This is a genomic window from Aequorivita sp. KMM 9714 (assembly GCF_011065475.1).
GTDB classification, from domain to species: Bacteria; Bacteroidota; Bacteroidia; order Flavobacteriales; family Flavobacteriaceae; genus Aequorivita; species Aequorivita sinensis.
In genome coordinates this window covers 1,042,157-1,065,819 of the sequence record NZ_JAAGRO010000001.1, presented here as the reverse complement: position 1 = coordinate 1,065,819, position 23,663 = coordinate 1,042,157, and the positions used below count along the sequence as shown (strand labels likewise).

Genomic DNA, 23,663 nt, shown 5'->3' with positions numbered 1-23,663 from the left:
CCAAGATATGTTCACTCGAAAATTCAATATAAAACGTTTCACCCCGATAGCATTTGCAGGAGCTTTAGTTCTTTTACTATCGTCCTGTGGAACTCACAATAACGGCTATTACGACTCGGATGGAATTTATGCATCTGGAAATGAATCTCGTACAGAAAATTACGACAACAACCCATCGAGCGAAAAAGCTAATTATTACAAACAATACTTCAAAAGCAAAGCTGAATCTATCTCAGAGATGCCTGAAGAGGGCGCTATTTTTACTGATATCGAAGCCTACGCTACTACAGAGCGTTTAGACGATGAAGGATATATAGTTATTGAAGATAATTACGAAGATGAAGGTTATGGCGCTTGGGGAAGCAACTCAGAAGATATTACTGTAAACATATACAACTATGGTGGACATGGATATGGCTTTTATCATAGACCTTACTGGTATGGTGGATATTGGGGACACTCCTATTACACACCTTTTTGGGGAATAAGTTATGGTTGGGGTTATCCTTATTATGGATATGGATATGGTTACGGATATGGATACCCATATTATGGATATGGCTACTACCACCCACACTATTACAACAATTATTATTATAACAACCACTATTACAATGGTGTGTCATATAATCGCGGACGAAGAAATACAGACTACAGTAGATCACAAGCTCGTGGACGTGCAAACAATGTTTCAACCAGAAACTCGTCTTATAGTAGATCAGAAACTACCCGTAGGATAAATAATAATAGCGTTCGAGCGAATTCTAATACGCGATCATCAAACAACAACACTATTAGAAGTGGAAACACACGTTCAAACAATACTAGGTCAACTCCTGTTATTAGAAACAACAGAAATACAAAACCTAGCTCTACTCCTACAATTCGAAACACACGTACCAATAGAAATAGTAGTTACTCACAGCCTACAAGAAGTAATAGCAATACTACAAGAAATAGTACATTCTCTTCTCCTTCAAGAAGTAGTAGCTCTGGTTCTATGAGAAGTTCTGGTGGCAGTACTCGTTCTAGTGGAGGCTCAAGAAGTAGCGGCGGAAGAGGATAACATTAAACGCTATCGTGTATATAAAACTCATCGATTATAGTATTTATCACTAGCGTAATATATCCAAAATAACGCAATATCAATTTCAAGATTCTAACAATGCCCATTAACCATTTCATCTTAACTCGAAATGCTTATTTTGGGCATTATCTTTTAATAAAATTTTAATCAATATCATCAAAATGAAAAGAATTTCATTATTAATAACACTAAGCATCTGTTTTGCAACTTCTCAAGCTCAAAACATAACAGACGGTTTGCGCTATAGCAGCAACCAAAACCTTGGAACAGCTCGATATACAGCTTTAAGTGGTTCAATGGGTGCCTTGGGCGGCGATTTTTCTGCCATCAGCTCAAACCCTGCTTCGGGGGCAGTTTTTTTAACCTCTACCCTTTCACTTTCTTCGGCTTTCAATAACATAAATAATAGCAGCAATTATTTTAACAATGAAGAAGAAACTTCTAAAACTGATTTTTCTCTAAATCAATTAGGTGCTATTTTCGTGATAAACAATGCAAATGACGAATCCTCCTTTAAAAAGTTTACTATTGGATTAAATTACAATCAGTCAAACAATTTTGAAAACAAGCTCTTTATTGCAGGAACTGGAAATAACACTATCGGTAATTTCTTTTTAGAACAAGCGCAAGGAATGCCTTTAAACCTATTAGACTTAAGATCTGGAGAAACAATTACAGATTTATATCAATACTTAGGTGAAACCGAAGGTAGTGCAGCACAAAATGCCTTTTTAGGCTATCAAGGTTTTCTATTTGACCCTATAGATCCTAGCAATCCCTTAAACAGTGAATACATTTCAAATATAGCAGGAGGAGTATTTAACCAAGAATACGCATATCTTTCACAAGGATACAATAGTAAGTTTACTATTAATTTTGCCACTCAGATTACAAATAACTTATACTTTGGAGCAAATATAAACACCCACACTATTGAATACGACCAAAGTACATTTCTACTAGAAAAGAATAATAATCCGGGCTCTATTGTAAGAAGCGTAGGATTTGAAAACAATCTTTCGGTTACAGGCTCTGGTATCTCTGCCCAAATAGGTGGTATTGCTAAAGTAGCGAACAATCTTAGATTAGGCTTAAGCTTCGACACTCCTACTTGGTATCAGATAGCTGAAGAAACAACTCAGTCACTTAAAAGCAGTCGTGTTTTTGAAGGAAAAATGATTAATGAATATATAGATCCGAGAGTAATTAATGTTTATGAAGATTACAACCTTAAAACTCCTGCAAAGGTTACTGCAAGTGCCGCTTATATTTTTGGTAAAAGCGGATTAATAAGCTTTGATTATTCTTATAAAGATTACTCTTCTATTAAGTTTAGCCGTTTAAACAATTATTACGACCCATATTTTGATATGATGAATAACGCTATTAAAAATACTTTAAAAGCAGCTTCTAAATTTAATGCTGGCGCAGAGTACCGTATTAATCAATTAAGCTTACGAGGTGGATTTCACTATGAAGAAACTCCTTATAAAAACAGTGAGGTTATGGGAGACTTAACAGGGTTTTCTTTAGGCGCAGGGTATAACTTTGGACGATTTAATGCAGACATTGCATATTCTCGATCAGAACAAGAAAGAAACCAACAATTGTATTCTGTTGGATTAACTGATACTGCTTTAATAAACTCAGTTTACAACAACTTTATATTGTCATTGAGTTTTAATTTATAATTACAAAACCATTTTAGACTAAACACATATAGTCTTTTGAAAGCAAAAGCCTCCACATTTAGTAATGTGGAGGCTTTTTGTTTATCATACAGTTATACTTATCGTTTTAAGGTGAAATGTCCTGTAAACACTTTCGGCATATCATCTTCTTTATATTCAACTCTAAACCAATAATCACTTGAAGGCATTGGTTTTCCGTTAAACGTTCCATCCCAACCTTCTCCAACTGGACTTAACTGTTTTAGAAGTTTTCCGTAACGGTCAAAAATGAAAATCTTAGCAGTAGGGTCTGCAGTTCCAATTCCAATAATATTCCAAGTGTCATGGTAACCATCTTCGTTTGGAGTAAAATATAATGGATAATCGACTACTCCAACTTCAATAGTTACGCTTCCACATCCGTTTACATCTCTTATTGTAATAGTATGTATACCTGGTGAAACTCCCTCGAAAACATTATTTGTTTGGAAAGGCCCATTATCTAGTTGATATACATATTCCCCTAATCCCTCAGCAGAAACTTCAATAGCATGTGGGTTAGCAAAAGCAGAAGTTATAACTTCAGCACTATAAACTAAAGGTGGAGATGAAAGCACAACAGTTGTTACAGCCGTAATTTCACATCCCGAAGCTATTTCGGTTATAATCACACTATACTCACCTGCTTCTAATGCTATTATAGAAGCTCCAGTTTCACCTGGAATCATAACTCCATTCAACATCCATTGGAAGGTATAATTATTAGGATTTAGCCCCGTGTCGATTAATGGAGGAGAAGTCTGGCCATCTTCATTTTCAATAGGATTGCCATTCTCATCCACACATAACCTGTATTCGTCTTCTAAATTTACTTTAGGTAATTCTTGCACTTTTAAAATAACCTCAACTACTTCAAAACATTTTGGCTCGTATTGGTTTTCGCTATTGGTAACTCTAGCATAAATTACCTGAGGATTGATTACGTTATAGTAAGGGAATGAAATTGCGTTTACATTATTTAAAGCATTTTCATAAGTTTCAAAATAACTAATCAAATAAATGTTTGGATCTTGTCCAGCTAATATTTGATTGCGAAGCGTTACAACATCAGGATTCGTTAGATCTTCTAAATCAAATTCCGCAATGCCATCATTTGCTTCAAAGTTGTCACACACTATAAGTGGATTTGGTGTATTTGCAATAGCGCCTTCTTGAACAATTAATTCAAAACTTTGATTTCCACCTATAAAACAACCCGTTAGTGAATTTTCAATTCGCGTGTAAATAGTTTGTGGAGATTCTGGGTTACCAGCTAAATCTCTGTTTTGATGTGCAGTTGTATTTACAATTTGATTAATTCCGTTGGCAGCATCAGTAGCATCCAAATAAAAACTAACCATTAAATTAAAAGCTGATTGCTCTCCTAATATTTCTGGAATCTTAGTGGTTAGATCGAATTCTGCTACACCATCTGTATTAATTTCACATATAATATAAGGTGACACTATAGCACTATCATCTGGTACAGGATCCACAATCAATTCAAGTTTTACAATTTCAAAACAAGAACTATCTGGATTACTTCCTTTAACATATATAGTCTGTGGATTGCTAATATTTTGATAGCTCTCTGGGTTTGGAATTTGATCTATTCCGTTGAATGCATTGTCGTAACTTTCGTAATACGTTACATCCCATGCACCACCGTTAAGAATTACCTCTTCTCTTATAGTTAAATCAAATATTTCAACTTCATCATCAGGTCCAGGACCAACCACAATATTCTCATCACACAATCTTATAGGTTGTGGCTCAACTAAGTCTGGATTAGGCAACACTCGTAACAATAATGTAGTAAATGCAACACAGTCTGTTGAACCATCTTCTACTCTTACATATAGAGTTTGTGGGTTTACAGTGTTAACGAATTCAGTATCCGGATCAATTTTATTGGTATTATTTTGAGCATCGTTTTCATTCAAAAAGTAACTAACTCCCATTCCTGGAGCACCATTAGTTATTTCAGAGTTCTTAAGCGTTAAATCAAATGTTGTAAACCCATCGTTTATAGGACCTAAATCCTCACAAAGCTCAAAAGGAGTAGGATCTACTATAGATACAGCCCTAGATACAATTAGCGTAAACTTTCCTACAGTATAGCAATCAGATCCATCGATATAAGCCAAACGAACAAAGATATCTTGTGGGTTTGTAACGTTTGTATAAGTTTCGGGTGCACCAATTGGATTCAGACCTGATTGAGCATCTTCAAGAGTCGTGTGGTACGACAATTCAAGTTGCGTAGGATCTTGTGAGCCATAAATTAAAGGTTCTTGCACCGTTAAATCAAATTCTGCAAAACCATTACCATCAGGATCACAAGCTACCAAGTCTGGTAAATCTAATGGTACTATCGGACTTGGTTTTACAATTAAATCTAATGGCACTACTTTGAAACATCCACTTGTATTTGGAGGTAAATCAAAAGAAGCTCTTGCGTAAATTGTCTGGTTAAAAGCAACAATATTTTGAAATGGAGATGCCAATGGGAAAGTTCCATTATTTGCATCGTTTAAAGTTTCGTGATAAGTCACCACTATAGAAGGATCCCCTCCTGCAATTTCATCGCTTTTTAGGGTCAAATCAAATTCGGCAAAACCATCGTGGTCTACGTCACATACTTCTAATGGAGTAGGCTCTACAACGGTAGGAACAGGAAGCACCTTTAGAAGCAACTCTGTAGTTGCCACACATCCGGTTTGACCTTCTACAGCCACATAAATTGTATAAGGTGTGATTCCAAATCCACCACCATCAACTGGGTTAGTGTAAGTTGTTGGGTTTGGAATTGGATTGTCATTTTGTAAATCAACTAAAGTTTCAAAATACTTAACAGTTAATGTAGCATCGCCATTTGTGATAAATGCGTTATTAGTTGTAAGGTTGAAAGTTGAAATTCTATCCGTATCACTTCCACTTTCCAAATCATCACAAAGCTCCATTGCATCAGGATCTTGAATTAATGGAAATTCACCTAGAATCAAATCAAACTCACTGATTCTTGCACAAAGAGTGATATTATTTTCTAAGCGAACCCATATTGTTTGACCAGCACTAGTAAAAGCATTTGGAGTTAAAATAGGGTTTTGGCCGTCTATTGCTTCTTGTAAAAGGGTATGATATGAAATAGTAAAGTCGGTTGTTGATTGAGTTCCATAAACAAAAGGAGTGTTTATAGTAAGATCAAATACTGCCTCACCACTTCCATCTGAATCACAAGCAAAAAGATCTCCAAACTCTGAAGTAGGTTGATTTGGCAATGGGTTTACAATTAGTGTAAGCTCAACAACAGAGAAACAACCTGACGAAGTATTTTCTACTCGAGCCCAAACGGTATCAGTATAAGGGACGTTATTTAAATATGGACCAGTAATTTCACCAGCTCCACCTGCTTGAGCAAGTGCTTCCAATGGATAATACTTAACTATTACACCTGGTTCACCTCCTATTATCTCGTCATCTTTTAAGGTAAGGTCGAATTCTGCAAAACCATCGTTATTATCATCACATACTTCTAAAGGTGTTGGCGCAACAGGTGTAGGTAATTGATCCACTACAAGAGTTAGAGTAACAAGTTTTTTACAACCAAAACCGTTAGAAACACGAGCAATTACAGTTTGCGGATTACTAGGTGCTGGTGGAATTGCTCTGTTTTGATATGCTTGTGGATTTGCAATTGGATTATCTGCCAATTCATCAGCTGCAGTTTCGTACCAAGTAACAGTTACGTTTGTATTTCCACCCGTAATTTCAAGATTTCTTGAAGTTAAATCGAATGTACTAAGCTGATCGGTTGGTGTACTTCCATTTACCGTATCATCACATAAATGATAATCTTGAGGCTCTATAGCTATAGGCTCTGGATCTACAAATAATTGAAGTTCTACAATATCATAACACCCAAAACTACCATTATTAGGTGTTGTATTAGTAGCATTCCCAACTCCAAGAACATAAATTGTCTGAGTGTTGATTGTTTGATTTGTGAAAGCTCCTGGTGTAGCAATTGCTTGTGAGTAGTTAGGAGCAGTAAGCGCTACCTCCCCAGCATCAATTGCTTGTTGTTCATTTACATAATAATATAAATCGTATTGAGTTGGATCTAATGCTCCTAAAATTTCTGAAGCTTTTGAAGTTAAATCAAAAACTGCGTATCCATCTTGGTCATCATCACAAATACGATAAGGTGTTGGCTCGGTTAAAATTGGACTGTCGCGAACCTCTAATGGCAACTCAACAATGTTATAGCAACTTGTATTTCCACTTATTACTCGTGCATATACACGGTCGTTATAAGGATTACGGTTTTCATAAGGATCCATCAACTCACCCTCATTGGTTTGCGCATCCAAATAAGTGTAGTGATAAGTAACTGTAAGTGCTGGGTCACCATTTGTAATGTCCTCATCTGCATCATGAAGTGTAAACAATGTAAACCCATCATTTCCTGGGTCACAAGCTATCAAGGCATCAGGAGTAGAATTCACAGTTGGAGGACCATCCAAAATAATATCGAATTGAGCAGTTTCAAAACAAGTATTGTCATTGTTATTTTGAACTCGAGCATAAATTGTTGTAGGACTAGCCGCCACTGTATAAGGCTGCGGTAAAGAATTTGTTCCAGCATTCGCCTCACCTTGCGTACTGTGATAAGTAACTGTATAATTTAATGGATTCTGCCCATCTAGAATTGTTGCTGAGAATACAGCTTCTAAATTAATCACTTCTTGACCATCCTCATCTTGGTCACATAAGTAGTGTGGTGAAGTTGGTGCGGTAGCTGTTGCACCTTCGTAAGTCAATTCAAATGTATCAATTACATAACAATTTCCTTCTTCATTTTCAATACGAACCCAAATTGTTTGATTTGTCCCCACAATAGGGTAAGCATTAGCTGGGTTAATTGGATTAAGCCCAGATTCTGCCTGTAATAAATTTAAGTGATATGTAATTAAAAAGTTAGGGTTTTGAGCTCCCAAAACAACGTTGTTATTCTGAGTTAAATCGAAAATCCCAGGTGTGGAACCATTATCACAAATTGAAAGATCCAAAGGAGGATTAGCAATAATTGGTTGCGGATTTGTGATAATTTCAAATTCTTTAATTTGGGTTGGGCCAATAAGAAAACTTATAGTAACCCTATAATCACCAGCATCTGTAACTGTAATTGATGGAAAATTCCCATTATATATTGTTACAAAACCAGTTCCATCATCATATTCCCATAAATAGTTATTTGCACCTTGTGTTTCCGCGTCAATAACAAACTGATCACCAACACAACCTGTTTGCGTAGTTACAATCGAACAGTCTGTAGAACCAGAACCTTGACTTCCGGCATTGGTTTGTTCTAATTTTATAAAACCAGGATTCCTATTATAATTAGTTATTACAAGTACATATATTTCACCCGGTAAAGCATTTGGAATAGTAAAATTTTCAATAGGTTGAGCTGAATAACTACAAGCTATTTCATTAAAAGCTTGAAGTTGTGTATAATCACAAAGATCATCACCTTGCTGAAAAGGTCCCCACGCAATAAAATCAACATCCAATCCCTGTCCTATAGGATTACCATTTGCATCAAAAGCTGTATTTTGAACTATCTCAAAATCTAACCTACCTGCCTGATCTACCTGCAAATAAAACCAAGCCGGATATGGCTGGGTAAACAAACAACCATAGTCTGGACCTGCCTCTGCGGTCGGATTACAATCTGGATCTTGATCATTACAATTTGGGAAAATTAGCGCTTGGTCGCCAGCACAAAATGGCTCGATAGTTGAACAAGTACTGCCTTGTGCAAAAGCAGACATTCCTGAAAATAAAAAGGAGATTATTAATACTAATAAATACGGGGGATTTTTCTTTATCATCTTACTAGGGTATAATGGGCGGGAAATTAAGAAAATTTTATGAAACCACCTTGTGAGTTTTATTAAAAATATAAAGACACGCTTTTCATATACAATAACCTATTGTGTATCTTTGCAACCCCAATAAAAACTTATTTTTAAAATACAAATGGGTATAGAAAAAGAACTTAGAGAAATAGAAGAAATGGGTAACGACCATATTGGCAGCTCCACAGAGACGCCTTTACGCCCAGATGCCTTCGAACTTAGCGATATAGAAAAGATTGCAAGCATTAAGAAAGATGTACACAACATCATGCAAACCTTAGGGCTAGACCTAACGGATGACAGCCTAAAAGGTACTCCAAACCGAGTAGCAAAAATGTTTGTACAAGAGATTTTTGGCGGACTTCATCCAGATAGAAAGCCAAAAGCATCAACTTTTGACAATAAATACAAATACCAGGAGATGCTGGTAGAGAAAAATATTACACTTTATTCTACTTGTGAGCACCACTTACTTCCAATTGTTGGGAAAGCACATATTGCTTATATTAGCAATGGTACAGTTGTAGGCTTATCAAAAATGAATAGAATTGTAGATTACTACGCAAAACGACCACAAGTTCAAGAGCGTCTTACAATTCAAATAGTTAAGGAACTTCAAAATGTTCTAAAAACTGAAGACGTAGCTTGTGTTATAGATGCAAAACATTTATGCGTAAACTCTAGAGGTATTCGCGATATCGATAGCAGCACTGTAACAAGTGAGTTTGGCGGTGCGTTTAAAAACCCTGAAACTCGTAGAGAATTTTTAGACTATATTAAATTTGACACTGAATTCTAATTATTGACAAGACACCTCTTGACTGATGTACTATTAACTAATATTACGCCATTCAGTTTTTTAAGAGGTAGAATTTTCAAGGATTTAAGCAAATCAGCAGAATTCAGACTAAGCAATTTAAAATTCACACATTTTTGTAGACCTAATAGAAGAGCTTAAAATTAAAAAGCAATTTAAATTGAAATATATCATCTTGTAAATAAGATGAATGTACTAAGAAATAAAATCGATTAAATTTTTGGTAACCAAATCGGTCACCTGTTATCCGTCATCTACCCTATAATTATGAATGACTTACACATATACAATTCAATTTCGAAAAAGAAGGAAAAATTCACTCCCATACACGAAGGTGCAGTAGGCATGTACGTTTGTGGACCAACAGTTTACAGTAATGTACACTTAGGGAATTGTCGCACCTTCCTTTCTTTCGATTTAGTTTTTAGATATTTAAAGCACTTAGGCTATAAAGTGCGATATGTGCGTAACATTACAGATGCAGGACATTTAGAAAATGACGGTGAAAGCGGCGATGATCCAATTTTAAAAAAAGCACGTCTTGAGCAATTAGAACCTATGGAAGTGGTTCAAAAATACACGGTTGACTTCCATACTACAATGGCGAAATTTAACGCTTTGCCACCAAGTATCGAACCGACTGCTACAGGACATATTTATGAGCAAATTCATATTGTTGAAAAAATTATTAAAGAAGGATTTGCTTACGAAAAAAACGGCTCTGTTTATTTCGATGTATTAAAATTTAACGAAACCAACGATTACGGAAAATTAAGCGGTAGGAAGCTAGAAGATATGATAGCAAACACCCGCGAACTTGCCGCTCAAAGCGATAAGAAAAACCCACAAGATTTCGCCCTTTGGAAGAAGGCTGAGCCGCAACACATAATGCGTTGGCCATCTCCTTGGAGTGATGGATTTCCTGGTTGGCACCTAGAGTGTACCGCTATGAGCACAAAATACCTAGGCAACAATTTTGATATCCACGGAGGTGGGATGGACTTGAAATTCCCTCACCACGAATGTGAGATTGCACAAGCTGAAGCTTGCAACAACACATCTCCTGTAAATTATTGGATGCATGCCAACATGCTAACCCTTAACGGGAAAAAAATGTCCAAATCTACCGGAAACTTTATTTTGCCAGACCAAATGTTTACTGGCGATAACGACATATTAAGCAAGCCATTCTCTCCTACTGTTACAAAGTTTTTTATGTATCAAGCGCACTATCGCAGCATACTAGACTTTAGTAGTGATGCTCTTGAAGCTTCTGAAAAAGGATTTAACAGATTAATGGAGGCACACAGAATTCTTTTAAAATTAGAATCTTCTGATGATGAAAGCACTATTGACATTGAAGCTTGGAGAAAATCTTGCTATGAAGCAATGAATGACGACTTTAACAGCCCTATTTTAATCGCCCATCTCTTTGAAAGCATCAAGTTTGTAAACGCTCTAAAAGAAGGAAAAGAGACTATTTCTAAAGCAGATTTAGAGCTTTTCAAAAAGACAATGCACGACTTTCTTTTTGAAGTTTTAGGTTTAGAAGATAATACTTCAGATAACTCTCAAGACAGCGAAAAACTTTCAGCAGCCGTAGAACTTCTTATTCAATTACGAAATGAAGCACGTGCCAATAAAGATTTCGCATTGAGTGATAAAATTCGTGATGAGCTTGCTGCAAAGGGAATTCAACTTAACGACGGGAAGGAAGGAACAACATTTTCACTGAATTAAGAGCTAAAGCTTCAAATAAAGTTTTATGAAAAAAGTCCTTATATACCCATTTGTTTTACTCATAAAAGGGTATCAAGGCTTTATTTCACCTTTGTTACCTTCAAGTTGTAGATACACCCCTACTTGTTCACATTACGCGGTTGAAGCATTGCAAACTCATGGTTTGTTAAAAGGCAGTTGGCTTTCAATAAAACGAATAGGCAGTTGTAATCCTTGGGGAGGTTCAGGCTACGATCCCGTACCACCAAAAAAGAAATAAATTAGTTCGGCGTTACTTTTTCGCTTTTGTTATCTTTACGCGACGCAATAAAATTATCCATATGCATTACTTAAGTTTTACCTGGAATCCTTCTGAAGGAATTGACCTTGGTTTTTTCATGATACGTTATTACAGCTTGATGTTTGTTGTAGCTTTTACGCTTGGCTGGGTTCTAACTAAAAAAATATACGAACGCGAAGGCATAGCTCAGGAAAAACTAGATAGCCTTTTTATCTATATGGTTGCAGCTACACTAATAGGTGCACGATTAGGTCACGTTATTTTTTACCAACCAGAACTATTTGTTCAAGATCCACTTTCAGTATTCCTGCCTATAAGTACAGTACCGGAATTTGAATTTACAGGATTTCAAGGTCTAGCAAGTCACGGAGCTGCAATCGCAATTCTTATTGCTATGTATTACTACACTAAAAATGTTGTAAAAAAACCTTTTTTATGGGTAATGGATCGAATAGTAATTGCTGTGGCAGCAGGAGGTGTTTTTGTAAGAATTGGGAATTTTATCAATTCAGAAATAATTGGAAAACCTTCAGGCGATTTCCCTTTAGGTGTTCGATTTTTACATGAAAGCATTAGCCCACATGAAGCCGTAAGCGTAACTGGCATACAACCTGTAAGCAAGGCTTATGATGCAATCGCAAATAACCCTCAATTCGCAGAAATACTTCAATCGGTACCATTTCGTCATCCAGCACAATTATATGAAGCTGCAGGCTATGTTATTGTGTTTTTAGTATGTTGGTATTTGTACTGGAAAACTGAACGCAGAAAACAAACCGGTTACATCTTTGGAGTGTTTTTAATTCTTCTATTTATGGTTCGCTTTTTAGCCGAGTATGTAAAGGCTAGCCAAGGTGGTTTTGAATCTGTTTTAGGACTTCTATCAACTGGTCAATGGCTTAGTGTTCCATTTATTCTTGCAGGTATATTCATTATGTGGAAGGCTTCAAAAAAACCAATTACAGAATAACTAACAATCACAGAAACTCAATTATTAAGCCAAATAAAAACCACCCTAACTTAAGTCTTGGATGGTTTTGTTAAAACATATAATTAGAAAAATCTGTGTAAGTATAATAATAAAATGAAAAAACTATTTATCTCTGCTGCAATTGTCGGTTCTATGCTGACCTTATACAATTGCAAAGACGCTCCAAAAACTGAAACTAAAATTCTAACCAAAGAAGTTACTTTCAAAAAAGAAGGTGAACTCGAGTTATTAAAAGCAGAAAACGATTCAGTAATCGCAAAACTAGACATCGAAATAGCTGATGACGACTATAAAACTCAAACAGGTTTAATGTATCGCCGTTCTATGGACGAAAACCACGGAATGTTATTTATATTCGACAATATGCAAATGCGATCATTTTATATGAAGAACACCGAATTTGCTCTTGATATAATATACTTTAATTCAGATATGGAGATTGTTAGCATCCAAAAAAATGCGCAACCTTTTAATGAAACTTCTCTACCATCAGAATCACCAGCGCAATACGTATTAGAAGTAAATGCAGGTCTCTCTGATAGATGGAAATTAGAGAAGGGTGATAAAATTCGATACACTAGAAATTAACTTAAAGCTTCTGCCTTACATTATTTTTAAATTTATCACTACTCTATAACTAACTAGGCTTTCAAATAATATTTGCGAAACTGCTAAAATAAAAATAGCCCTTTTCTATCCGAAAAGGGCTATTTTATTATTATCGAGATTTGAATTAAGCTTCTACAACAGGAGCTTCTTCTTCCTCTTTTCTATCTAGTAAATCCTCAATGTTTTTACGTTTTACAGTATCATACATAATTGGAGTTGCTATAAACAATGAAGAGTATGTACCTACAAAGATACCTACAATAATTGCAAACAGTAGACCTCTAATAGACTCAGCTCCAAAGAAGAACATACACAACAATACGATAAGCGTAGTAAATGAAGTATTTAAGGTTCTTCCTAAAGTACTATTTAATGCCACATCAATTACTCTGTTCATTTTCCAGTTTGGATGCTCACCGAAGAACTCACGAATACGGTCAAACACAATTACGGTATCGTTTAGAGAGTAACCTACAACCGTAAGGATTGCTGCGATAAACGCTTGGTCAATTTCCATACTGAATGGCATAAACTTATAGGTAAGTGAGAAAACACCTAGCACAATTACCACATCGTGGAAAATTGCAGCTACCGCACCAAGTCCAAATTGCCATTTTCTAAAGCGTAATAAAATATAAAGGAAAACAACGATTAACGAACCAAATACAGCCCAGAAAGAGTCTCTCTTAATGTCGTCTGCAATGGTTGGACTTACTTTATAGTATTCCATTCTACCAATCGATTTTCCTTCTTGATCACCTACGAATTTTTCGAAAGTCATATCTGCAGGCATATCTTTTTTCACAGTTTCAAAAAGCATACGCTCTATTTCATCATCTACTTCTGTACCAGTTTCTTCTACTTTATATTTAGTAGTAATCTTTAACTGATTATCTCCACCATAGGTTTTTGCCTCTGCACTACCAAAAGTTGCAATAAGGTTGTCTTGAATTTCAGCCGAATTAACATCCTTAGCAAAACGAACAGTATAAGTACGTCCACCAACAAAATCAACACCTTGGTTAAGTCCATTAGTAAATAGAGAGATTGCACTAATTGTAAGCATTATAGCTGAAAAGATATAAGCCATTTTACGCTTCTTCAAGAAAGCGATATTTACATTCGTAAATAGATTCTTTGTAATTGAAGTTGAACAAGGTAAATCCTTTCCATTCTTTGTATAGTTATCAATAAATAATCTTGTGATAAATATTGAAGTAAACAATGCTGTTGCAATACCAATTAATAAGGTAGTAGCAAATCCTTGAATAGGACCTGTACCAAATACTAATAGAATTAAACCGGTAAGTCCAGTAGTAATGTTAGCATCTAGAATTGAAGAAAGTGCGTTGTTGAAACCATCTCTAATAGCATCTTTTTGTGCCTTTCCTTTGGCTAGCTCTTCTTTAATACGCTCAAATATAAGTACGTTAGCATCCACAGACATACCGATTGTTAATACGATACCCGCAATACCAGGAAGCGTAAGTACGGCACCAAGACCTGCTAATATTCCAAATATAAAAAGGATGTTTACTAATAAAGCGATATCAGCAAAGATTCCAGCTTTACCATAATAGAAAACCATCCAAACAAGTACTATCCCTAAAGCTAATAAGAATGATAATACACCACTGTTAATTGCCTCTTGTCCTAATGTAGGCCCAACAACTTCACCTTGTACAATTTCTGCAGAAGCAGGAAGTTTACCCGCACGTAGTACGTTTGCTAAATCCTGACCTTGAGGTACAGTAAAGTTTCCAGAAATCTGGCTACGACCACCAGCAATTGGTCCTGAAGTAACACCTGGAGCAGAATATACAATATCATCAAGTACAATCGCAATCTGACTTTGGTTTTGGTATGCATTACCTGTCATTTGCTCCCATACTTTAGCACCTTGACCATTCATTTGCATAGATACAACTACGCGGCTCATTTGATCAAACTCTTGTCTTGCATCTACAACTACACTTCCTCCAAGAGGTGGTGTATTGTTTCTGTTTCCTTTTAACACATATAATGAAGACGTTTCTTCACCGTCTAATTGTGGATTAGCCTCTGGTAATCCCCATACGAATTTTGCAAAACGCAATTCGTTTGGCAATAATGATTTTACTTGTGGGTTGCGTAAATATCCGTTTACAACAGAAGTATCTTTTAATCTAAAAGTCGCAATTATTGGACTTCCTTGACTTCCTAAAGAAACCATCTTTGAAAGAATCGGGTTTGACTTACCGTCATCTACAAGAGAATCTTTAACGTCTTGCCCACCTAGTAATTTACTTACATCATCTTCTTCTGTAGCAGTAGAATCTGTTTCTTCTTGTGTAGTTTCAACTGTTTTTACAGTTTTAGATTTAGCCAATTCTATTTCACCTGCTTTTAAATCTGCAGCTTGTAGGAATCCTGCTACTTCTTCAAATTTGTAAACATCCCAAAACTCAAGTTGAGCTGTACTTTGAAGTAATTTTTTTACACGATCTACATCCTTAGCCCCTGGAAGTTCAACAAGAATTCTTGCAGACTTACCAATACGCTGAATGTTTGGTTGAGTAACACCGAATTTATCGATACGCTTTCTTAAAACCTCAAAAGCTGAAGTAATTGACTCATCAATTTTCTTTTCGATAATTGGCTTTACTTGAGCGTTAGTCATTCCAACCTCAATTACATCTTCTAGGTTTTTGTTGAAGAAAATATCTGGCGATGCAAGATTATTTTCACCTGGAAGTGCTTCAAACGCTTTAAAGAAAGACTCTAAGTAAGTGTCCTGGCTTGTTTTCTGAAGCTCTTTTGCATTTTCTAATGCTTGATTGAAAGCAGCGTCTTTAGTATTATTTGCAAGACCTTGTAAGATATCTTTTACAGACACTTCAAGCATTACGTTAATACCTCCTTTAAGGTCCAGACCTTTATTCAATTCCTTTTCTTTAGCAGTTTTATAATCAACTCCTAAAAATACTGGGTTGTTTGCCACAGAATCTAGGTAACGTGCTTCAGCAACGTTTCTTTCGTGTGGTTGATCCTCAGTGAATTTGCTGTTTGCAAATTCTTTTGCACTATCTTCTACTTTACTTGTAATAAACGTAAAAGAAAGCTGATAAATACTTACCAATCCAAAGAGGATGGCAAATACTGATACTAATCCTTTGTTTTGCATAATTTGTTTTTTGGGTCAGATTTTACACTCCTATTCCGAAGTCTCGAAACAGGGCCGCAAATATATGGTTTGCGAATATATCTGACAATATGATTGTGTTTAAATAAGTTGTAGTAAACTTTAAAGGTAAATCACCCATAAAATTTTCAGAAAAGTGAAATCTACAGGTAGACCTCAACTCTATATTTTGTAGAAATCAAGAAAAAGGACCTGCTCTTACCTCTGGTATTTTGTAAGAGGTATTGTCTATTAAAAGTGAAAGTTTTCGATAATTCTTAAAAGCAACAGCATCATATCCCGTTTTATAAGCAACCTCAATTTCTGAAGTTCTTAATGATACAATGGGATTTAAGTACTGATCTTTTAAATGTTTAGTTGCAACTGGTAATCCTTGAAGACCTGAATCTGTATTAAAATCTTTTTGAATTACAACTACCTCTAGCTTGTAAATCTTGGAGTCAGACGAATAAGGAAACTCAGTATTATTATCATTTTTAGTGAAATCTGTCTCGTCAATTTGAAGTTTATTTTGACTATTAAACAGATTCTTTACTACTGCAACATCAATAGCACTGTAATATGCTACCGTTAATTTGCCATCTTGAAATTTAGATATTTGCACATCTTCAATTCCAATACTCTTAAGCTGCGAAGTAATTTCTGAAATGGCGTGATTTGCTTCATCAGAGCTTACGGAATTAGCATCAAACTGCACTACAATTTCCTGATTAGGAAGCGTAGCTTTGTCTATGCTTATTCCTAAAAAAGCAAGAGCAATTGTTATTCCAGTAAGATACCATCTCCAGTTCACGTGCCAAATATAAAAAAATAAAGACTGTATCGCTACAGTCTTTAAGTTTTATAATTCCTTAACTGATTTATAGTTAAATCTTCCTGTAATTAGAATCAAAATTCTAATTCAAAGTAAAGGCTACTTTCTGGATTATCTTCAGTAACATCTTCACCTTTTAAAATTTCACCAGCTTGGTTTAACAACTTTAAATTAATTTTCCAATAACCAGTCATCGTTAATGACAGTTTCCCTTTGTACATTTTATTAACTGAATTGTAAGTTAAATCTATATTATTTGGCGAACTGTGATTTCCCATTCCAGGCATACGAGGATCAACTGTTATTTTAAAATTTTCAACAACAGGAAAATTCATCATGTCCTCCATTTTATAGAGAACAGCTTGCATATCGTTTAACGCTACTTCAGGATTTTGAGGCCCAACATAAGCCAAAACATATCTAACACCATCTGCCCCCATAAATACTTGAGTTTTCACCATTCCATCATTTGGTTGTAAGACTGTAATCCTTGTTACTCCTTCAACAGATTCACCATTCAAATTATAATTAAGTTTTAGCTCCCAATATTCAGTTTCATTGCTTGCCATCTGAAAAACAATATGACCTTTGTAAACTGTACTTTCTTCAGCGTTACTCAACATACTATGTGGCGCAGAATGAGCTCTATCAGTCATATTCATCATTGGCATCCAACTCAATTCAGCATCATTTATGTATTTATCTGTTGTTAAATCTTTAATTCTAATAGAGATTTCATTATAACCAATTTCAAGATTTTGTTTCTCTGAATAGATTTCAACAACGTGATTTGCAGCTGAAATTTCATAAATCTTACTTAACCCTTCAACTGGGTTAACCTCTATTGGAGTATTATCATCGTCGTTAGAACAACTTACAAATGATATTGATATTAAAAGAAATGCGAATATATATTTAAGTGTTTTCATTTTTATTAAGGTTTTTTCTAATTAATTTATTGCGTAAGAAATTGTTGCGTAAACATTCCTCCCCATCCTCGGAATATTATTCCAATCGGTGTAAGAAGAATAGTTTGCGTCTAAGATGTTTTGAATTCCTGCTTTTACAAAAAGGTCGTTATCATTAATAAAGAAACGTTTTCCGAAGCTAGCCGATAGAGTTGCATAAGCAGCAGTTTTCGTTTCCCCGTAAGCAGGATTGTAATTACTCTGCTCACCTGCTCCTTCTATTGAAAGCGATGCCGAATATTGATTTTTATAAAAATCTAGAGCTCCACCATAAGAAAGCGGGCTTATTAATGGCAAGTTCTCGCCATCATCATCCACGCCTCTGTGGTATGAAATATTCCCAGTTAATTTAAAAGCATTCGAGATACTATATCTTCCAGAAAGAGACGCATTAAACAGTTGTGCAAAATCGAGGTTTGAGTAGATTTTAACCCCTGAAGCCCCAATAGTCATTGTGCTCAACGAATTATCAAGCTGTCCTATGATATAATCGAACACGTGAAAATAATTAGCAGCAGCAGTAATTTCAAAAATCGGCTTTTTAAAAGTTATTGAAAGATTTACATCTGTCGATCTTTCAGTTTTTAAATTTGGATCTCCAATATAATCGTGGTTATCAAAACTATTAAACAAATAGAACCCATACCCCTCCGATACTGAAGGTGCGCGTTCACCGTAAGAAATCCCACCATTTAAATGGAAATCTCCCAACGCCTTATGATATTGAGCGGAGAAACTTTTCAGAAAACGGCTATTAGTTCTTTCCATATTTGGATAAAAAATCTTCAAACTATTCAATCCAAAATCATCCTCCACAGTATTGGAATGATAAGACAACCTAGTTGAAAGTTTTAATGATGATTCGTTAAAGTCTATATGGTCTTCAGCATAAAACCCAACATTTTTAGTGCGTACATCTGGCCAGGTAAGCATAAACATTGGCTGTTCATTAGTGTTAATAGGATACATCGTCATTTCGGCATATGACTTATTGTAATAGCCGTCTAACTTAAACATGAATTGACTTTTTTCTTTATTTAAGTTAGCCTGAGTATAAAATCCAGCAGTTTCACTCCAACCTGGCATATCCATATGTACTACTACATCAGGACGGTTGGTGTCATCCATCACATGCTTTATAGTGTTATAATACACTTTAGATTCCCAGTTATTAAACTCACCAAATAAAGTATCTTGATTATAACCTATAGACCCAATAACCGCTCGAGCTAAGGAAACATCCATAGTTAATGCTGGGTAACCAACATCTCTAGCTTCATCATATATTAAGGAAGTAGTTATTGATTTATCATCAGCCAGTTTATAACCCGAATTAACAGAAAAGTTATATTTTTCAAATTGCGAATACTTCACCTCTTGGACCCCTCCAGCTTTATAATTATCGGCTTTACGATATATTACATCAGTATTGAAATAGAATTTTTCATTAGAATAATTCAACTCTCCCCCAAAAACTCGCATTTTATTATTGGCTTCATAACCTGTTTCCAATGACCCCGTCCAGTCTGTAGGCTTAAAATTACTTTTGTCTAATTTTAAATTTATTCCACCTCCAATTGTGTTTCCAAACGCTGCACCTTGCTGTCCCGAGCCAATTTGTGCTTCAGACAAATTAGACACATCTACATAGGAAGTTATAGGATCCATTTTATCGGTACACGCTCCAAAAATCTGCATACCATCTATTGTAATTGCAAGACGCTCAGAGGCCATATCGTTCATGGTTGGCTCCCAAGCATAAGCACCACGTTTTACCATTTTAATACTTCGAGCAGTTTCTAAAAACTCATCGAGTGTCGACAATGGTTTATGTTGCTTTTGATGATCCAATTGTTTCCCTGCCGAAATAACAACAACCTCACTAAGATTTATTAGTTTCAGACTGTCTATAGGATATTCTTGCGCGTGCAATGGCGATAAATCTCCGCATAACAATGCACCCACTAGACTACCCACAAGCATTCCTCTTAAAGGAAATACATCTATAGATAATTTCATTTTCTAATGTTTTGATAATTTATAATTGATTAATCGCTAAAAAATATTTCGTCAGAAATAAAAGCGATAGTCAGTAAAAATTATCCCAACTGCGGAGGGTGGTAAATGTTTGAAGTTAATAATAAGGAATTCAAATTAGGCAAATACCCAATTTCCTCAATAGAATAATGGTCAGTTTGAAATACAAACTCATATTCATTTACATTTTCAGAAATAATAACCTGAGGAATTTCGGTTTTTGAAGTTTTGCTATTTAGTGGATTATCATCATTAGCTCCAGCTTCTTTTGCAAGCTCTTTACTTAAATAACACTTTCCATCACATTCAAGCTCTGGTTTGTCTATATTTTCACAAAGCACGGTAACGATGTAATCATAATTTGCAATATAATCCACAACAGGCCATAATGGCTTTGTGAACATTAACACAGAAATTAATATGAGGATTATATTTTTCACCCTACAAAGATAAGACGTACAAACCCTCTCAAAACATGACTTTTATCATTGTCTTTGAAGTATTTCGGATAAAAATATCATTAAAAAACAACGAATAATAACATCTAAATTAATTTTCAAAATTTGTCAACTTTTTAATGTTGATAAATTTATATATCGCTCACCTTCAGGTGTTTAATACTATTTTTATGACAACTTTATTTTTTTTGCTTTAAAATGAAGTAACTAATTTGTTATATTTACCTACTTTAAAATTCAATACCTACAATCTTCTAATTACCTAAATATATGTCAATTAAAACAGCCGTCCCTACCCCTAAAACTTACAGCCAAGATGAAGCTTTTGAAGCTTCTGTTGAGTACTTTAAGGGTGATGATCTTGCAGCCCGCGTTTGGGTAAATAAATACGCTCTTAAAGATTCTGATGGAAATATTTATGAAAAAACACCTAACGACATGCACCGTCGTATCGCTAGTGAAATTGCCAGAGTAGAGCAACGTTATCCAAATCCTTTAACTGAAGAAGAGATTTTTGAAGCCATAAAAGACTTTAAATACATTGTCCCTCAAGGAAGTCCGATGGCTGGAATTGGCAATCCGTATCAAATCGCCTCGCTTTCTAATTGTTTCGTGATTGGAAATGAAGGAGACTCAGATTCCTATGGTGGAATTATGAAAATAGATCAAGAGCAAGTACAGCTTATGAAGCGTCGTGGCGGGGTTGGTCACGACCTTTCACATATACGCCCTAAAGGTTCGCCAGTTAAAAACTCTGCCCTAACCTCAACAGGTATCGTTCCGTTTATGGAGCGCTATTCAAACTCTACTCGTGAAGTTGCACAGGATGGACGTCGTGGAGCATTAATGCTTTCAGTATCTATAAATCACCCAGATTCTGAGGAGTTTATCGACGCCAAAATGGAACAAGGCAAGGTAACTGGTGCCAACGTTTCTGTGCGAATTGACGATTCGTTTATGCAAGCTGTAAAAGACGGAAAAAACTATACACAGAAATACCCTATTTTCAGTAACAATCCAAAATATTCAAAAGAAATAGAGGCTGAAAAACTTTGGAAGAAAATTGTACATAACGCATGGAAATCTGCTGAACCTGGAATTCTCTTTTGGGATACAATTATTAACGAATCGGTGCCAGACTGTTATGCAGACCTTGGCTACAAAACTGTTTCTACAAACCCTTGTGGTGAAATCCCACTTTGTCCTTACGATTCTTGTCGTTTATTAGCTATCAACTTATTTTCATACGTTGAAAATCCGTTTACAGATAAAGCTGAATTCAACTTCGAGCTTTTCAAAAAACACATTGTTATCGCTCAAAAAATAATGGATGACATCATCGATTTAGAGCTTGAAAAAGTAGATGCTATCCTTGCAAAAATTGATGCTGATCCTCAAACTGACGAAGTAAAATCAGTTGAAAGAAATCTTTGGTTGAATATTAAAAGAAAAGCTGAGGAAGGTAGAAGAACCGGAATCGGAATTACTGCCGAAGGCGATATGCTTGCTGCTTTAGGCATCAAGTATGGCAGTAAAGAAGGAAATGACTTTTCAGTTAAAATACATAAAACCCTTGCCTTAGAAGCGTATCGAGCTTCGGTTTATACAGCAAAAGACAGAGGTGCTTTCAAAATATTTGATAGCGAAAGAGAAAAAGAAAATCCTTTTATTCTTCGCTTAAAAGACGCTGATGAGAAACTTTATTACGATATGTTGGAATTCGGGCGAAGAAATATTGCCTTACTCACCATCGCGCCTACCGGTACAACAAGCTTAATGACACAAACTAGCTCTGGAATCGAACCAGTTTTTATGCCTGTTTACAAACGAAGAAGAAAAGTAAATCCGAACGATAAAAATGTACGTGTAGATTTTGTTGATGAAGTTGGCGACAGCTGGGAAGAGTACGTTGTTTTCCACCATAGATTTAAGCAATGGATGGAAGTAAATGGGATTGCAACGGATAAAAATTATTCTCAAGAAGAGTTAAACAATATTGTTAAGAAATCTCCATACTACAAAGCAACATCAAACGATGTGGATTGGTTGAGTAAAGTAAAAATGCAGGGCGCAGTACAAAAATGGGTAGATCATTCTATTTCTGTAACCATTAACCTACCTAATGATGCCACTGAAGAATTAGTTGGAAAACTATATTTGGAAGCTTGGCAAGCCGGATGTAAAGGTGTTACGGTGTATCGCGACGGCTCTCGCTCTGGAGTATTAATTTCTAATGACGAAAAGAAAGAGGAAGAAGAAAATGAAACTCTTACTGCTTTTCCTACAAAACGTCCTGAAGTTTTAGAAGCTGATGTTGTACGCTTCCAAAATAACAAAGACAAATGGATTGCTTTTATCGGCCTTATAGACGGTAAACCTTATGAAATTTTCACTGGTTTCGCAGATGATGAAGATGGAATTTTAATTCCGCGTTGGGTAAACAATGGTGTTATCATCAAAAACCGCAACGAAGACGGAAGCTCACGATACGACTTCCAGTACAAAAATAAAAGAGGCTATAAAACTACTATTGAAGGATTGTCTCATAAGTTCAATCCAGAATACTGGAATTACGCAAAATTGATTTCTAGCACCCTTAGACACGGTATGCCAATTGAAAAAGCTGTGGAATTAATCAACAGTTTACAATTAGACACCGAAAGCATAAATACTTGGAAAAACGGCGTTGCTCGTGCACTAAAACGCTACATTGTTGATGGTACAGAAGCTAGAAAGCAGAAGTGTGAAAACTGTAATAGCACATCACTTATTTACCAAGAAGGATGTTTGACCTGCAAAGATTGCGGATCGTCTAAATGTGGGTAGTTAGAGGTGAGAGGTGAGACTTGAGACCGCTACGCTATAAGATACAAGAATAAAAACTAAACCTCAAAAACATCGATCAACATTTTGAGGTTAAAGGAAAGTGAAGATTAACTAAAATAGACCTGTCAGGTTTTAAAAACCTGACAGGTCTATATATTTTCAGACTAGCGAAAAACACCTGGAAACGAAGAAATCCCGTAATACATTTTGATTTATTTCTTT

Annotated in this window: 14 protein-coding genes; 8 read left to right on the top strand and 6 right to left on the bottom strand. The window is 35.6% G+C overall.

All coding sequences use genetic code 11. The features are described from left to right. Window positions 1–7 precede the first annotated feature (7 nt). Window positions 8–1,066, top strand: a complete 1,059-nt coding sequence (locus tag G3A46_RS04725; protein ID WP_165146820.1) for a hypothetical protein — start codon at window positions 8–10, stop codon at window positions 1,064–1,066. A gap of 182 nt (window positions 1,067–1,248) precedes the next feature. Next, entirely contained in the window at window positions 1,249–2,778 is a 1,530-nt protein-coding gene (locus G3A46_RS04720) for a transporter (RefSeq protein ID WP_165146817.1), read from the top strand. Window positions 2,779–2,876: 98 nt separating this feature from the next. On the opposite strand, the gene G3A46_RS04715 is transcribed toward G3A46_RS04720, so the two are convergent. Next, complete coding sequence (locus tag G3A46_RS04715; RefSeq protein ID WP_165146813.1) at window positions 2,877–8,693, bottom strand: T9SS type B sorting domain-containing protein; 5,817 nt, start codon at window positions 8,691–8,693, stop codon at window positions 2,877–2,879. Between the two features lie 148 nt (window positions 8,694–8,841). Here G3A46_RS04715 and folE point away from each other — a divergent pair, with 148 nt between their 5' ends. From folE to G3A46_RS04690, 5 genes are all read left to right on the top strand, one after another. Further along, complete coding sequence (folE, locus tag G3A46_RS04710) at window positions 8,842–9,519, top strand: GTP cyclohydrolase I FolE (RefSeq protein ID WP_139855308.1); 678 nt, start codon at window positions 8,842–8,844, stop codon at window positions 9,517–9,519. 285 nt (window positions 9,520–9,804) lie between these two features. Then, window positions 9,805–11,277, top strand: coding sequence for a cysteine--tRNA ligase (gene cysS, locus G3A46_RS04705; protein WP_165146810.1), 1,473 nt, complete (start codon window positions 9,805–9,807; stop codon window positions 11,275–11,277). A gap of 25 nt (window positions 11,278–11,302) precedes the next feature. Continuing rightward, on the top strand, window positions 11,303–11,536 hold the full coding sequence (gene yidD / locus G3A46_RS04700; RefSeq protein WP_165146807.1) for a membrane protein insertion efficiency factor YidD: 234 nt from the start codon (window positions 11,303–11,305) through the stop codon (window positions 11,534–11,536). A gap of 61 nt (window positions 11,537–11,597) precedes the next feature. Further along, a complete protein-coding gene (lgt, locus tag G3A46_RS04695) occupies window positions 11,598–12,527 on the top strand; it encodes a prolipoprotein diacylglyceryl transferase (RefSeq protein WP_165146804.1) in 930 nt (309 codons plus the stop codon). Between the two features lie 114 nt (window positions 12,528–12,641). Continuing rightward, window positions 12,642–13,136 (top strand): DUF192 domain-containing protein, encoded by a 495-nt coding sequence (locus G3A46_RS04690; protein ID WP_165146801.1) that lies wholly within the window; start codon window positions 12,642–12,644, stop codon window positions 13,134–13,136. A gap of 145 nt (window positions 13,137–13,281) precedes the next feature. Here G3A46_RS04690 and secDF read toward each other — a convergent pair whose 3' ends face one another. The 5 genes from secDF to G3A46_RS04665 form a co-directional block, all read right to left on the bottom strand. Next, on the bottom strand, window positions 13,282–16,320 hold the full coding sequence (gene secDF, locus G3A46_RS04685; RefSeq protein ID WP_165146798.1) for a protein translocase subunit SecDF: 3,039 nt from the start codon (window positions 16,318–16,320) through the stop codon (window positions 13,282–13,284). A gap of 196 nt (window positions 16,321–16,516) precedes the next feature. Continuing rightward, the gene (locus G3A46_RS04680; RefSeq protein ID WP_165146795.1) at window positions 16,517–17,131 is read right to left on the bottom strand and encodes a hypothetical protein; all 615 of its coding nucleotides are present in this window, start codon (window positions 17,129–17,131) and stop codon (window positions 16,517–16,519) included. A 95-nt stretch (window positions 17,132–17,226) separates the two neighbouring features. Continuing rightward, entirely contained in the window at window positions 17,227–18,081 is an 855-nt protein-coding gene (locus G3A46_RS04675; RefSeq protein ID WP_165146792.1) for a hypothetical protein, read from the bottom strand. 21 nt (window positions 18,082–18,102) lie between these two features. After that, window positions 18,103–20,139 (bottom strand): TonB-dependent receptor, encoded by a 2,037-nt coding sequence (locus G3A46_RS04670; RefSeq protein WP_165146789.1) that lies wholly within the window; start codon window positions 20,137–20,139, stop codon window positions 18,103–18,105. 80 nt (window positions 20,140–20,219) lie between these two features. Continuing rightward, entirely contained in the window at window positions 20,220–20,561 is a 342-nt protein-coding gene (locus G3A46_RS04665) for a hypothetical protein (protein ID WP_165146786.1), read from the bottom strand. Window positions 20,562–20,885: 324 nt separating this feature from the next. Here G3A46_RS04665 and G3A46_RS04660 point away from each other — a divergent pair, with 324 nt between their 5' ends. Beyond that, window positions 20,886–23,441, top strand: coding sequence for an adenosylcobalamin-dependent ribonucleoside-diphosphate reductase (locus tag G3A46_RS04660; RefSeq protein ID WP_165146783.1), 2,556 nt, complete (start codon window positions 20,886–20,888; stop codon window positions 23,439–23,441). Window positions 23,442–23,663: the final 222 nt, after the last annotated feature.

Bases quoted from the DNA above. Each gene is read 5' to 3' on its own strand.
- G3A46_RS04725 (WP_165146820.1), top strand. From the start codon at position 8: ATGTTCACTCGAAAATTCAATATAAAACGTTTCACCCCGATAGCATTT.
- G3A46_RS04720 (WP_165146817.1), top strand. From the start codon at position 1,249: ATGAAAAGAATTTCATTATTAATAACACTAAGCATCTGTTTTGCAACT.
- G3A46_RS04715 (WP_165146813.1), bottom strand. From the start codon at position 8,693: ATGATAAAGAAAAATCCCCCGTATTTATTAGTATTAATAATCTCCTTT.
- folE (WP_139855308.1), top strand. From the start codon at position 8,842: ATGGGTATAGAAAAAGAACTTAGAGAAATAGAAGAAATGGGTAACGAC.
- cysS (WP_165146810.1), top strand. From the start codon at position 9,805: ATGAATGACTTACACATATACAATTCAATTTCGAAAAAGAAGGAAAAA.
- yidD (WP_165146807.1), top strand. From the start codon at position 11,303: ATGAAAAAAGTCCTTATATACCCATTTGTTTTACTCATAAAAGGGTAT.
- lgt (WP_165146804.1), top strand. From the start codon at position 11,598: ATGCATTACTTAAGTTTTACCTGGAATCCTTCTGAAGGAATTGACCTT.
- G3A46_RS04690 (WP_165146801.1), top strand. From the start codon at position 12,642: ATGAAAAAACTATTTATCTCTGCTGCAATTGTCGGTTCTATGCTGACC.
- secDF (WP_165146798.1), bottom strand. From the start codon at position 16,320: ATGCAAAACAAAGGATTAGTATCAGTATTTGCCATCCTCTTTGGATTG.
- G3A46_RS04675 (WP_165146792.1), bottom strand. From the start codon at position 18,081: ATGAAAACACTTAAATATATATTCGCATTTCTTTTAATATCAATATCA.
- G3A46_RS04670 (WP_165146789.1), bottom strand. From the start codon at position 20,139: ATGAAATTATCTATAGATGTATTTCCTTTAAGAGGAATGCTTGTGGGT.
- G3A46_RS04665 (WP_165146786.1), bottom strand. From the start codon at position 20,561: ATGTTCACAAAGCCATTATGGCCTGTTGTGGATTATATTGCAAATTAT.
- G3A46_RS04660 (WP_165146783.1), top strand. From the start codon at position 20,886: ATGTCAATTAAAACAGCCGTCCCTACCCCTAAAACTTACAGCCAAGAT.